Annotated in this window: 15 protein-coding genes; 3 read left to right on the plus strand and 12 right to left on the minus strand. The window is 70.1% G+C overall.

The features are described from left to right. Nucleotides 1-16: 16 nt before the first annotated feature. The 4 genes from ACWGIH_RS36530 to ACWGIH_RS36545 all read right to left on the minus strand — a co-directional run bounded on the left by ACWGIH_RS36530 (nucleotide 17) and on the right by ACWGIH_RS36545 (nucleotide 3,382). Complete coding sequence (locus ACWGIH_RS36530) at nucleotides 17-895, minus strand: hypothetical protein (protein ID WP_453449357.1); 879 nt, start codon at nucleotides 893-895, stop codon at nucleotides 17-19. 124 nt (nucleotides 896-1,019) lie between these two features. Next, entirely contained in the window at nucleotides 1,020-1,991 is a 972-nt protein-coding gene (locus ACWGIH_RS36535; RefSeq protein WP_453449358.1) for a DUF3500 domain-containing protein, read from the minus strand. 124 nt (nucleotides 1,992-2,115) lie between these two features. Beyond that, the gene (locus ACWGIH_RS36540; RefSeq protein WP_453449359.1) at nucleotides 2,116-2,316 is read right to left on the minus strand and encodes a peptidoglycan-binding domain-containing protein; all 201 of its coding nucleotides are present in this window, start codon (nucleotides 2,314-2,316) and stop codon (nucleotides 2,116-2,118) included. A gap of 703 nt (nucleotides 2,317-3,019) precedes the next feature. Then, nucleotides 3,020-3,382 (minus strand): helix-turn-helix transcriptional regulator, encoded by a 363-nt coding sequence (locus ACWGIH_RS36545; RefSeq protein ID WP_453449360.1) that lies wholly within the window; start codon nucleotides 3,380-3,382, stop codon nucleotides 3,020-3,022. A 128-nt stretch (nucleotides 3,383-3,510) separates the two neighbouring features. On the opposite strand from ACWGIH_RS36545, the gene ACWGIH_RS36550 reads away from it, so the two are divergent. After that, nucleotides 3,511-4,074, plus strand: a complete 564-nt coding sequence (locus ACWGIH_RS36550) for an STAS domain-containing protein (RefSeq protein ID WP_453449361.1) — start codon at nucleotides 3,511-3,513, stop codon at nucleotides 4,072-4,074. Between the two features lie 22 nt (nucleotides 4,075-4,096). Here the strand turns inward: ACWGIH_RS36550 and ACWGIH_RS36555 are convergent, their stop codons facing one another. From ACWGIH_RS36555 to ACWGIH_RS36575, 5 genes are all read right to left on the minus strand, one after another. Continuing rightward, nucleotides 4,097-4,954: an alpha/beta fold hydrolase gene (locus ACWGIH_RS36555; protein ID WP_453449362.1), complete on the minus strand. Its 858-nt coding sequence runs from the start codon at nucleotides 4,952-4,954 to the stop codon at nucleotides 4,097-4,099. Then, complete coding sequence (locus ACWGIH_RS36560) at nucleotides 4,951-5,574, minus strand: TetR/AcrR family transcriptional regulator (protein WP_453449363.1); 624 nt, start codon at nucleotides 5,572-5,574, stop codon at nucleotides 4,951-4,953. The genes ACWGIH_RS36555 and ACWGIH_RS36560 overlap by 4 nt, the downstream gene beginning before the upstream one ends. Before the next feature lie 129 nt (nucleotides 5,575-5,703). Beyond that, entirely contained in the window at nucleotides 5,704-6,243 is a 540-nt protein-coding gene (locus tag ACWGIH_RS36565) for a GNAT family N-acetyltransferase (RefSeq protein WP_453449364.1), read from the minus strand. Between the two features lie 124 nt (nucleotides 6,244-6,367). After that, complete coding sequence (locus tag ACWGIH_RS36570) at nucleotides 6,368-7,360, minus strand: phospholipase (RefSeq protein WP_453449365.1); 993 nt, start codon at nucleotides 7,358-7,360, stop codon at nucleotides 6,368-6,370. Nucleotides 7,361-7,564: 204 nt separating this feature from the next. Beyond that, nucleotides 7,565-7,762: a hypothetical protein gene (locus ACWGIH_RS36575; protein WP_363212987.1), complete on the minus strand. Its 198-nt coding sequence runs from the start codon at nucleotides 7,760-7,762 to the stop codon at nucleotides 7,565-7,567. A gap of 521 nt (nucleotides 7,763-8,283) precedes the next feature. Here ACWGIH_RS36575 and ACWGIH_RS36580 point away from each other — a divergent pair. Both ACWGIH_RS36580 and ACWGIH_RS36585 read left to right on the plus strand, forming a co-directional pair. Next, a complete protein-coding gene (locus ACWGIH_RS36580; protein ID WP_453449366.1) occupies nucleotides 8,284-9,528 on the plus strand; it encodes a cytochrome P450 family protein in 1,245 nt (414 codons plus the stop codon). A 175-nt stretch (nucleotides 9,529-9,703) separates the two neighbouring features. Continuing rightward, nucleotides 9,704-9,934 carry a chaplin gene (locus ACWGIH_RS36585; protein ID WP_371750002.1) on the plus strand — a complete coding sequence of 77 codons (231 nt, stop codon included), beginning with the start codon at nucleotides 9,704-9,706 and terminating at the stop codon, nucleotides 9,932-9,934. Between the two features lie 101 nt (nucleotides 9,935-10,035). On the opposite strand, the gene ACWGIH_RS36590 is transcribed toward ACWGIH_RS36585, so the two are convergent. From ACWGIH_RS36590 to ACWGIH_RS36600, 3 genes are all read right to left on the minus strand, one after another. Beyond that, nucleotides 10,036-10,548 carry a DUF4760 domain-containing protein gene (locus ACWGIH_RS36590; protein ID WP_453449367.1) on the minus strand — a complete coding sequence of 171 codons (513 nt, stop codon included), beginning with the start codon at nucleotides 10,546-10,548 and terminating at the stop codon, nucleotides 10,036-10,038. A gap of 108 nt (nucleotides 10,549-10,656) precedes the next feature. Continuing rightward, nucleotides 10,657-11,553 (minus strand): sucrase ferredoxin, encoded by an 897-nt coding sequence (locus ACWGIH_RS36595; protein WP_453449379.1) that lies wholly within the window; start codon nucleotides 11,551-11,553, stop codon nucleotides 10,657-10,659. Nucleotides 11,554-11,563: 10 nt separating this feature from the next. Further along, nucleotides 11,564-12,747, minus strand: a 1,184-nt coding sequence (locus tag ACWGIH_RS36600; protein ID WP_453691752.1) for a cupin domain-containing protein, incomplete at its 5' end; no start/stop codon positions are given.

Consider the following 12,747-nt stretch of genomic DNA (forward strand, 5'->3'; position numbering starts at 1 on the left):
GCCGGCCCCCGGACGGTCAGGCCTTCTGCTTCCCCTGCTTGATGAGCTTGCTGGTCACGTCCACCGTGTCGGCGGCCTTGGGCGCCTCCACGGCGACGTCGGTGCCGAAGTCGCTGAAGTCCATGACCACCTTCGCCTTGACCTTCCCGCCCGAGGACGCCTTCGATGTGCCGCCTCCGCCCTCACCGGGCATCGACAGCTCCATCTGCTGACGCCTCGTCAGGCCCTTGCCGTCGATCCACAGGTCCATCGGGAGGGTGTCGCCGAGTTGCTGACGGAGCCTCTTCTCCTGCTCCGGGCTGCCCTTGGCCAGCTTGTCCACGTCGACCGCGACCCGGTAGTGCGTGGTCTTCACGCCGCCGACCCGCTCTTGGCCGACCTTCTTCACGTCCTTCTCGGACAGCGACTTGGTGTAGGCGAACGAGTCCGCGGGATCGTTGACCTCGGCCCCGCCCGCCCCGCCCGCGGCCTGCAGCCGCTTGAGGTCGATCTTCATCCATGCCTTGCCCCCGGGCAGCCCACCGCTGCCCTTGGGGGGCTTCTGGTACAGGACCTTGTCCACGATCCGCTGCTCGATCCGCCGGCCTTCCTGACCCAGCTCGACCCGGCTCTTCCCGTCGCCGAAGTCCATCACGCCGGCCCCCTCGACGGTTTCGCTGCGGCCACCCGAACTGGCCGTCGTCACCACCTTCACCTGGGCCGAACCCGCCTGCGATGTCTTGTCGTTGGTGGCCTGCACCACCTGCGCCGGGGACTTCGACTCGTCTTCACCCGCCGATCGGGAATCTTGGCCGCCGTCATCCCCGGAACCACAGCCCGTCAGAGCGGTGGCCCCCAGCAGACCGGCCGAGCCGAGGATCGCCAGACGGGAAGCGCGGGACGTAGCGTTGAACATCGAATCCACCCCTTACAAGTACTGAGCCTGTGTCAGGTCTGCGCCCAGGTGCCCCGTGCATGACACCCCACGCATACGGTGGATCTTTCTACGCTCCGTGCAGTAGACGGACCGGCGGCTCCGGTCAGGGTCCGTGCTGCTCCGTGTAGTGCGCGCGGAGCAGGTCGGCGCCCCAGTCGTGGCGGATGTGCCGCCAGACCGAGTGGGCGTGGTTGCCGTCGTCCTGGGTGTTGTCGTACTCGATGAGGAAGTCCGGGGCCCGCACGCAGTAGTAGTGCTGTTCCCCTGGCTCGCGGCCACCGGCCCAGGCGAACGAGAGCGCGTCCAGTCCCTGCGCCACGGTGTCGGACCAGCACTCCCGTGCATACGCGGCGGGCGCGCGGTCCAGGTAGCGGCGCACCAGGCGTTCGAGCATGTCCTGTTGCCCGGTGGTCATGTCGCCGTACGTCAGGCCGGTCGGCAGCCGGTCCGGATCGGCGAAGGGATCGTCGCGGGTCAAGATGTCGTCCGGCGGTGCGGCGGCGAAGACGGCTTTGCCCCGCCGTCCGTCGTCAAGGTCCGTGACCAGCTGCCGGGCCAGGTCCTCCTCCGGACCCAGCAGACGGCGGCCGGCCTGCGGGCCGTCCGGGACGCGCGCCGGTTCCGAACCGATGAAGTGCGGTGTCACCCGCATGCCGGTCGCCGTGATCGTTACGTGTACGGCGAGATGATGGCCGTTCATCCGCCAGCCCCAGGGGGTGCCGTCGCCCGGGTCACCCAGCAAACGCACCCAATAGCGGTCGCCACCCGTGCCGCCGACCGACGCGCGGCGATACCGCTCCACTTCGATCGCCCCGCGAGCCAGCTCCGCCCCGGCGGCGCTGTGCGCCGCGGTCAGCACGGCATCGACGGCCGCGCGCTGGTGACTGTCCAGGTTCTCGGTGGACAATCCGGGGCGCGTGCCCGGCAGATACGTCCACTCCCGCAGCTCGGGGGCGTCCAGGCGGGAAGGCGCGGCGCGCAGCACCCGCACCTGTTCCGGTTCCAGTACGCGCAGCTGCTCACGAACGGCCTCCCGCACCTCCGCGGCCGCCGCCTCCCACCGATATACGTCCACCGTTCCTCCTCCCCCACCGCGCCGTCCCGGCGCTCCCGCAAGGCGATGTCGTCCTCCTGAGGCCCATGATGCGTCATCCGGCCACACCACGACACCGGGTCCGATGCCCGCGCGCCGCGCGGCCTTACATGGCCGCGGTCCTGATGGCGGTGCGGGTGCCTGGGCCGTAGACGCCGAGCGGTTCGGGGATGGCGCGCGCCTGTTGCATGCGTGCGACCGCGGCTGCGACGTCGTGGCTGTAGTAGCCGTCCACGGGGCCCGTGTAGAGCCGGAGTTGTTGCAGCTGCTCCTGCAACTGACGTACGGAGCCGCCCCTGTTGCCCATGCGCAGCACGCTGGATGCGTTGCTGGCCGATGCCCTTGCGTCCTCGGGCGCGGCGTCGGTGTGCGCCGGGGGACTCGGGTGCGGTGTGGGCTTGCCGGGCGGGGCGGGCGGCGTGGGCGCCTTGTCGGGCGCGGTTGGAGACTGGTGGCGCGGTGCCTCCGGTTGCTCCGCGGGAGGCGCGGCGTGCGGTCTGACGGGGGCAGGGCCGTGGGTCTGGCCCAGGAGCGCGGCGGTGAGGGTCAGGAGGGCCGCGGACGCGTAGCCGTACGAGAGTGGTGGGATGCCCCGGCGGGATCTGGGCGCGCCATGGCCTGAGGTACGCGGGCGCGGCTGTCGGCGCGTGGCGGCGGCCGCACGATGGCGCCCTTTTCTCTCTTTGCCGCGAGGGGGCGATTCCTTGCCGTGAAGGGGCGATGCACTGGAGGGCGCTGTGTACGTTGGCCCGTCCATCGGGCGCGGGACCCCGAACGCCGTACGCGGTCGGCGGTCTGGCCTCCGCGTCAGGTAGGCGGAAAGCGCCGGGTACATGGACGGGTCTGGGACGGTTGCTTCGGAACTCACCCCACCGAACGTAGACGTCAGCGCGCCGCGGATCCGTCGCTGACGGCCCCGGACCGTGATCCTTAAGGTTGCGTTGATCGCCGTCTCAGGACCGGATAAGCGGAGCCCGTGATGCTCGGTCGCTCGACGCTCGTCGCCCGCGTCACCCGTCGGCGTGAGGTCGGCTCTCGTGCCGACCCTCGGCGCCCGAAGCCGTGGCGCGGCCGGTTTCGTCCCGTAGCAGCAGAGACAGGAGCGAGGCCACGGCCAGTCCGGACTCGGCCGGGTGGCGCAGCACCTCGCTGGGCGCGATCCGGTAGGCGTTGCTGCGTCCCTGCCGGACGTGGGAGAGGTATCCGTCCTGCTCGAGGTCGGAAATGATCTTCTGGACGGCTCGTTCGGTGAGCCGGCAGCGCGCGGCGATGTCACGGATACGGGCGTTGCGGTTGTCGGCGATGGCCGCCAGGACCCGCGCGTGGTTGGTGAGGAACGTCCATCCGGTGTGAGGCTCGGGCACTTCATCCATGTGCCGACTCTAGCGATCCTGTGTACACGTTTTCAAAAACACGTACTCCTTTTCAGGTATTAGTTGACGTGCTTGGCCGGTGGAGTGCAGCCTAGGAGCGGCACAGGGCAAGACGAGAGGGAGAGGCCATGCCGGAGCCTGCACACTCAGAGCAGCCCCCCGGCGGGGAGACTGCTGAGCACGCATGGGACACCCACCCATTGCTGCCCCGGCTTCAGCTGGCGGCCACGGTCGACACCGTGCCGGACGGCGCCCGGGTGAGCGTGATCATGCGCGGAGAGCTCGACCTCGATACCTGCCAACAGCTGCGGCCGGACCTGCTCGGCGCCCTGAGCCGCTCGGCCCAAGGCATCGACCTGCATCTGCGGGAAGTGACGTTCTGCGACTGCTCGGGGACCAACCTCATGCTCGACCTGCGCCGATTGGCGCTGCGGGACGGCAAGACCGTGTCGGTGCTCTCCAGCAGCCCCGCGACGGACCGGGTGTTCGAGCTGACCGGCATTCGTGCTCTTTTCGAGCCGAGCAGGTCGCCTGACCACGAGCCGTTCGCAGGGCCGGTCCACGAGGGCGGTTACGAGGCCGGCACTCCGCCGCAGTCGGGCACGGCACCGGCAGAGCAGCCCGGCCCCGCGCACCGGCCGTCCCCTGCCGCCACGGCGACGCCGCCCATGCCCCCGCCGGGCGCCACATGAACCAACCGCCCCAGCCGCACGCTCACCCGATGCCGTCGAGAAACGGGATGATCGCGTCGAGGAAGTGTTCGTTCCGGTCGCCGGCCACCATGTGTCCCGCGCCTGCCACCTCCACGCGCCGCGCGCCGGGGACCTGGTCGCAGAACTGCTCGGCGATGTCTTCGCGTACGACATCGCTGACCTGGCCCCGGACGAGCAGGAGCGGCACACCGGCGTGGCGTCCGGCGGACAGCAGGCGCTCTGCCATGCCCGGCGGGTCCATCCGGCCCTCGAAGCTGTCCAGCATCCTCGGATCCCAGTGCCAGATCCACCGATCGCCCTGGCGTCGCAAGTTGTTCCTCAGGCCGGGGCGGCCCACCGGGCGCGGGCGTTGGGGCAGATGGGCACCGACCGCCGCGACCGCCTCTTCCACGCTGGAAAAGCCCTCCGGGGCGGCGCGCATGAACTGCACGATGCGGCGAAAGCCGCGGGGATCGGGGCGGTGGGCGACATCGACGAGCACCAGAGCGCGCACCGCCGCCCTGGGTGCCTCCCCGGCGGCGAGCAGCGCGCTCAGGCCGCCGAGCGAGGCGCCGACGAGCACCGGCCGGCCACCGATCTCAGCGACCAACGCCCGTACGTCCTGCGCGAACAGGCTCAGATCGTAGTCACCGTCGGCCGACCATCCGCTGTTCCCGTGCCCACGCAGATCCGGGGCGATGACCCGCCACCCCAGCGCGGCCAGCCGGGGACCGGTCCGGCCCCAGGCGTGCCGCGTCTGACCACCACCGTGCAGCAGGACCAGAGGCGGCCGTGACTCCGCACCCCACACATCCGCCGCAAGGACGAGTCCGCCGCCGCCCACAAAGCTGCGTGGCCTCGGCCGCGCACCCGCCGTCATCCCGTCCTCCGGCGGCGCAGCGGCTCCAGCAGTTCCTCGCGGCAGGGGTCCGCTGCCGCCGCGGCCAGGGCGACATCCACTGCGAACAGTGCACGTGACAGGAAGCGTTCGTCGTCGATGAGGGCGGCCACCCACTGATGCAGCGCGCCCACGCATGCGGCGGCCACCATCGCGGCCAGCGCGTCGATGTCGACATCGGCGCGCAACAGGCCCTGGGCCCGCGCTTCGTCCATCGCTTCACGGAGTCGGGTGAGCGGGCTGCGGTCGAGCACCAGACCGCTCGCCTCCCACGCGCGCACCATACGGCGTGACACCACCGGATCGGCCACGAAGAGCTGCACCGTCGTACGGACGACCCCATGCGGGTCACCGGTCCCCCGCCCCGCCAGGCGGTGCTCCAACTCCTCCATGAACCCGGCTGCGAGCGCCTCCCAGATCCTTTCGCGCGGCCCGATCAGGTTGTAGACGGTCGCCGGAGCCACCTCCGCGCGCTCGGCGATCCGCTCGACGCTGACCGCCGACTCCGGCCCCTCGCGCAGGAGTTCACGCACCGCCTCGACGATCCGTGCGCGCCGCCGTGCCTTGTGCCGCTCCCGAAGTCCCCCATCGTTCCCCGGCATTCGCCCACCCCCACCACTCAAGGCCACTCAAACTTAGAGACGTCTCTAAAAGTAGACGTGCCTCCAAGTGTGGGCAAGCACGACGGCGGCCCCCGATCCTCCGATCCGCGGCCGCCCGAGTCCCGCGCGTCACATGGGCAGAGAGAACAGCCGCACTGCATCCGATGGCCAGGACGCGTCCTCGCGCAGGGGCGTCACCATGGTCCGCAGCGGCATGGTCACCAGGCGGCCTTCGGGCTGTTCGACGAGGACGTCCTGCTCGATCGGATGCCACCCGAGCCGCTGGTACAGCGGCAGGAGGGGAGGCCGGCAGAAGAGGAGCGCGTGCCGCGGCCCCATGGTGCGCGCGTGGTCGAGCGCCGCGTCGACGACGATCCGAGCAAGGCCCTGGCCCCGCAGGTCCGGCGCGACGGCCACGCCACCGACACCCACCACGTCCGTGCGGACGTCGCCGACCGCGACCGGCAGCCGCAGCAGGCCCGCGTGTGCCACCAGCCGTTCGCCGAGCCTGACTCCGAAGTGTTCTTCCTTGGGCAGCCAGGTCAGGCCGGTCTCGGCAACGCCGAAGGGGTCGTCCCCGCCACCGAGGATCTCGCTCTGCTCCGTCCTCGTGTACCGAGCAAGCCGCACTGTGATCGGCGCTGACGAGGTTCCGTTGTTCTCAGACATCCCCACATGATGATCTCTGCCCCGGGAGACCGTCCAAGGGATTGGTGGGCCGAGCATCACCTCGGCCGGTCCTTCGGCCGCGCGGGGCGCCACCGCCTCCACGCCCCGCGCAGCTCCGTCGCTGTCAGCTGCCGAAGGGGATGTCCTTCGGGGTGGCCATACGGCGGGTGTCGGGGTGGGCCTTGACGTAGTCCGTGATGTACGAGAGCGATTCCCGTACCCCGCTGTCGTCGGTGCCGCAGCCCTTCGGGCCGTTGACGCCGTCGGGGTAGCACGACATCCGGTTGCCGTAGATCAGGCTGTCCACGGCGGCACCCCCGTCGGCGGAGTCGAGCAGTGTGGCGGCGCGCTCGCCGTCCCCCTTGCCCACCGTCCAGCCGACGGTCTGCGCGAGGTCTCCGGCGTCCCGGGGCTGCCTGCCTGCCTCGAGTTCCTTGCGAATGCCGTCGAACTTCAGCGCCATGTTGAACAGTCCGTTGTCCATCACCCGCTGGGAGCCGGGGACATCGGGCCCGTGCTCGGCGAAGCCGTCCCTGACCTGCGCGTAGTCGCCGCTGTAGCTGACCGCTTCCTTGGGCTTCAGGTCGCTGAGGAGGCTCTTCCAACCGCTGCCGCCCTCCGTGCCGTAGAAGCCGTAGAGGACGCGGATCCCCTTGCTCTCCAGCTTCTCGCGCGCCATGTCCCGCAGTGCGGCCACGGAGCAGTGGCGCCACTCGGGGTCAGTGCTGTCGCACCAGTCGGGGTTCTTCATGTCGAGCCAGACGAAGGAGACGCGACGTCCGCCCTCGTGCTCCTTCGCCACCTGGTCGAACATGTCCGACATGGTGTCACCGGCGCTGGTGAGGGTGCCGTCGTGGTCCGCCCACCAGCCCTTGCGCCAGGCCGTGGCGTCGATCTCCAGTGCGTTGGCCCCGTTCGAGAGCGCCGTGGTCACCCCGCCCGTGGTCAGTACCCGGTGCGCGATGGCCCAGGTCGGGCGTTGCTCGGCCGTGTTCGGTGCGGCATGGGAGGTCTCGTCCCCCGGTGCGGCCATGGCGGCTCCGGTGCCCAAGGCGGCTGCGGAGACGACCAGGGCCAGCGGGAGCACTGCGGCGCGAAGCCGACGTGATGCGGCCATGAGGACGGGTCCTTTCTGTTGCCCGGGCTGCGTGGTGCGGCAGCCCGTCTGCCGTGCGGTGGCTGCCTGTTGCACAGCCGGCGGGCCGGCTGCCCGCGACCAGCACCCTACGTGAAGTTACCCACGGGTAGTAGTGAGGTGCGCTCCGTCACGCGACAGCCGCGGCACGCGGCCTGCAGCACGCGGGAAAGAAGCGCAATCCGCTCAGTAAGCGGGGACGAAGAGCGCCACGCCGAGGGCCACGACAGCGCACAGGGCTCCCGCCATGGCCAGGAGGATCGCCTGAGCCTGCACGGCGTCCGCGTCCTCCCCCTCGCGCGGGGCACGGCTCAGGTCCCACACCGCTTGGATCTGCACAGACAGCCCGATGACCACTCCGAGCAGGACGATGGCGTCGGTCATTGCAGTCTCTTTCCTCCGCGCGGCGACGGTCGCGCTCGGCGCGCTCGCAGCTCTCTTCCTGTTCCCTCTCGTGGCGCTCTTCCAGCAGCGCCTCCCGGGCGACCAGGGGGCTCGAGCATGCGCCGTACATTCCGATGATCCACCGGCGGCGTGTGCCCTCCACGGTCAACGCGCCGCAGCGATTCGATCTCTTGCACGACCGACGTGCGGGACGCAGCCATTCGGCCGCTCCGGCGGAGCCATCGGCCCGCGCGGCCACGGGATCGCCGCAGCACCCTCACCACCCGAGTCATCCGAGTCACCCGATTCACCCGATTCACCCGCCCCGAAGTGGCCTTCACCCGCCCGCAGATGGACAACTACTGTGTCTCCTGCCCGGCCCAGACCACCGACCGGCCGCTGATCCGTCAGGCCGCCTCCGTTGAGCAACTCCGCGATGTACCTGCCGAGATGAGGCCTGCCACCCCTTGCCGCCGACCGCCGCGCACCATCGCATCCCCCACACCTTGAGGAGCTCCCGCATGGACCAGCACCAGATCCTCGTCCTGGACGCCACCGGCAGCGACCGGCACGCGGAAGACGCCGAGTTACGCTCGCGCGGCCCGGCCGCCCGCGTCGACGTCCTGGGGGTCGAGGCATGGGCCGTGACCGACCCGGCCCTGCTCAAACAGCTCCTCACCGATCCGCGGGTCTCCAAGGACCCCCGGCAGCACTGGCCGCTGTTCCCCGACAAGGTCGTCGGCACCTGGCCACTCGCGTTGTGGGTGGCCGTCGACAACATGTTCACCGCCTTCGGAGGTGACCACCGACGCCTGCGGCGTCTGGTCAGCCCGGCCTTCACCGCACGCCGCATCGCCGCCCTGCAGCCGCGCATCGAGGCGATATCCCACGCACTGCTCGACGAGTTCGCCACCATCCCCGCCGGAGAACCCACCGACCTGCGCGACCGCTTCGCCTATCCGCTCCCCATCCGGGTCATCAGCGAACTCATGGGGCTCCCCGACCACTCCCAGCCGGACTTCCGCCGTACCGTCGACGGAGTCTTCGACACCACGCTCAGCCCCGAGCAGGCCGCCGACAACACCAAGGAGCTGTACGCGATCCTGGCCGACATGGTCGCGGCCAAGCGCGCCGAGCCCGGCGAGGACATGACCTCCGTACTCATCTCCACCCGGGACGACGCCGAGGACGGCGACGGTTCCGCGCTGACCGAGCAGGAACTCCTCGACACTCTCCTCCTCGTGATCAGTGCGGGCTACGAGACCACCGTCAACCTGCTGGACCAGGCCATCGCGGCGCTCCTGAGCCACCCCGAACAGCTCGCCCTGATCCGCGAGGGCAAGAGCACGTGGACGGACGTCGTCGAGGAGACGCTGCGCTATGAGGCGCCCGTCGCCCACCTGCCCATGCGGTTCGCGGTCGAGGACATCTCGCTGGGCCAGGACCTCACGATCCGCCAGGGCGACGCCATCCTCGCCTCCTACGCGGCGGCGGGCCGGCACCCCGACCTCCACGGTCCGAGCGCCGACACCTTCGACCTGACCCGGGTCAGCAAGAACCACCTCGCCTTCGGCCACGGCGTCCACGTCTGCCTCGGTGCCGCCCTGGCGCGCATGGAGGCAGAGACCGCGCTGCGGGCGCTGTTCACCCGCTACCCCGATCTCGCCTTGGCCGCCCCCGCGTCCACGCTGCGCCCCGGAGAGTCATTCATCTCCAACGGCCACCGGGAACTGCCGGTCATCCTCCGCCCGGACAAGGAGAACTGACGAACGATTCATCCTGGGGTCGGCATTCGGGGGAATCAGCGTGTCTGCAGTCCGATCAGGGCGTTGACCAGCGCAGGCGCCAAAGAAGCGGGGTGCTCCGGCCGCGCGACGTCTGTTGAGGCTGGCTTGGCGCCTTCCGCTTGATCGAACCCAAGGAGAAAGAAGTATGTCTGCCATGAAGAAGACGATGAGCGTGGTGCTGGCCACCGGTGGCCTCGTGATGGGCGCTGCTGGCCTGGCATCCGCTGACGCCGGTGCCCAGGGTGCTGCCGTGGGCTCGCCGGGCGTGCTCTCGGGCAACCAGGCTCAGGTCCCGGTCCACATCCCGGTCAACGTGTGCGGCAACACCGTCGACGTCATCGGCCTGCTCAACCCGGCGTTCGGCAACACCTGCGTCAACCGCTGACCAGCCGCATAACACCGTAAGAGCCCACCGGCTCGACACGGCCCGAGCGAGCGTGCCACCGACCCTCCTTTTCGGTGGCGCGCTCGCTTTTTTGTCTGCGGTCAGCTGGGCGGGCGCCACAACGGAGCCTGTGATCTGGCTCGTTCCGCAGGCATCTCGCGGACCAGGTGATAGAGGTTCTCGAAATACGCCTGCCACCGGTGGGGATCTGGCAGCGCACTCCGTGCACGCCGGGCCCGTTCTGCCTTCACCAGTGGCTCCATGTGCTCCCATACCGAGAGCACCGATCCTCCCAGGTAGCCGGAGACCGGCTCTATGGCCACTACCCCGTGGGTGACAAGGGCGCCGAGGTTGTCGTAGTACCAGCCCAGCTCGCGCACCAGATCACGGCCTTCCTGCGGAAGCCCGGCCAAGCCAAGGGAGAGGTCGTAGGCGGGCAGCTCCTCATGTACGAAGCTCCGCGCTCGTGCCAGCCGCAGGCTGCGATGCTCCCGGAACAAGTCCACGATCACGGGCAGTGCGTTGGCGTGCTGGGACAGCCTCAGTTGCCGTAGGGACACCAGGCCCGACACCCCGAACGCCAGCAACGACACGATCAGGGCCGCAATATCCACCAGGAAACTCCCACCGCCGTACCTCCGCTTCGCTTCACCTCCCTACCCCTGCGCCCCATCACGCCACACCAACGGCTCAACGGGGGCGTGTCGGTGGCAGGAGTCGGCTCAGCCGACGCCGATCGAGGTGACCTCGTAGACGGCGGCCGAGCTCATGGACAGACCGCGGCACGTGAGCTGGCACGGTGGTGTGCGGTGGGAGTGCACCTCGACGTCGATGGCCGTCGGGTGGGGCGGGCGGCCGGAGAAGCGGATGCGCCAGTGGTTGTCCTCGCGGGCCGTGTCGACGATCTCGTAGGTGTGTCGGCCTGCCGGGCCGAAGCGTTCGAGTACGGCTGAGAGAGCAGCCTGCTGCGGCGGGAAGAGGTCCGTGTAGCCGCGCAGATGCTTCGCGCCGATGCGGTCGGCCATGTGCTCCTCGATCACGGCCACCGATGAGGCGGCGTCGAGATTGCCGTAGTAGACGCCGTCGGGAGCGACGACGACGTTGGCCGCGAACCTGTCGCCGCCGACGTGGGTGCATTCCCACACCAGGTGCGGCCATCGCTCGCCGAGAGCAGCGCCCACGGGGCGGCCGCGCACGGCGCAGCAGGTGTCGTGCTGGCCGTGGGTGCAGACGAGGACGACGGGTGGGCAGCCGAGTTCTCCGGGGGTGTTGAGGGCGTCGGCGATTGCCGACAGATCCTGGTCGCGGCTCCATGTGCCCCATCGCTGGCGGTGGGCGCCGGAGCTTGCGTGGCGCAGCACGGCCCAGCGTTTCGCGCCGTCGTGGTTGCGGCGTCCGGGCCGTCTGATGAGCAGTACGCGTGCCCGCACCGCCTGGGCGGCGGCGAACACGCGCTTCTTGGTGGCGGGGTCGAGGTCGAGGCCGTCGAAGCCGTTGGGGGGCCAGCCGCCCCGGTATTCGATGAGGACCCAGACGGAGCCGTACGGTGCCGTGCCCGCGAGTGAGTCGGCACGTCTGCGCGCGGCGTCAGCGCAGAAGAAGCGCTCTGCCGCTGTCAACGGGGCCACGTCACTGTTCCGCGGGCACCAGTACGCCCGCGCGCAGCAGTCTCTCGACGAGTTCGACGCCGAGTTCGCCGGCGGTGCGGACCTCGCCGTCGAGCATGCGGGCCACCGACGGCAGATCGCTTTCCGGGAAGTCCAGCCAGCCCACGCGCGTGGCCAGGCGCCGGCCCTCCAGCCGCGCTTCCAGCTCCCCGCGAAGCCTCACCCGGGAGTGGGGTCCGAGGCCGTCGACGGCGTTGAGCTGGGCCAGCGGTCCCAGTGCTGCGGGTCGTCCATGGCCTCGGCGTGCGCGGTGGAAGAGCGGGGCGGGATCGGCCTTGGCGATGGCGGCGACGAGGCTTTCACGGACGCTGTCGATCTCGCCGTCCGGCCCGCTCACGCCCAGCGGCAAGGTGCCACGCATGTAGGGGTCGTCGCGCAGCACCGCCAGTGCGGCCTGGGCGAGTTGTTCGGCCAGGGCGTGACGCGTCCAGGTGTGGATTCCCAGTGTCAGGTGGATCGAGACCTCACCCTGCGCCTGCGCGGCGTGCAGCCAGCCCCGCGGCAGGTAGAGGACGTCCCCGGGCTCCAGAACGGTGTCGATGCGGGCCTCGCCCTTCGCCGCCTCGGCGACGGCGCTGCGGCGGTCGGTCCAGGGCTGATCGCGCAGTGGGTCGGGATGGACCGGCTCCCGGACCAGCCAGCGCTTGGTGCCCTCGATCTGAAGGACGAACACGTCGTGTACGTCGTAGTGGTCGTCGAACCCGCGGTTCTGCGGCGGAGTGACGTAGGCGTTGGCCTGCACCGGATGGCCCAGCTCCGTGCTCAGGCGTGCGCCGAAGTCCGCGACCGGCGCCCATGTCCGCTGCAGAGCCTGCAGGACCAGGGTGGCGCCGTCGGCGAACATGCGCCACAGAGCGGTGTCGTCCAGTTGGTCCCCGATGGTGGCACCCACACCGGCGGATGAGGTGAAGGAGGACTCAGGGAGCGTGGAGCCGTCCTTGGCCACCCGGAGAAAGGGGGTACGCAGCCCGCGACGCGAGATCAGTTCGTCCACGGCTTCGGCGGAGAACAGATCGGAGAAGTCGCTCGCACCGCGTGTGAGCAGCGCTGTGCGCGCCCAGACGTCGCGGGCGAACTCGTCCTGACTCAGGCCGGTCAGCCGTGTCTCCAGGAGTGTCTTCAGGACGCCGACGCCTGCTGTGGCGT

The organism is Streptomyces sp. NPDC054872 (assembly GCF_053610705.1).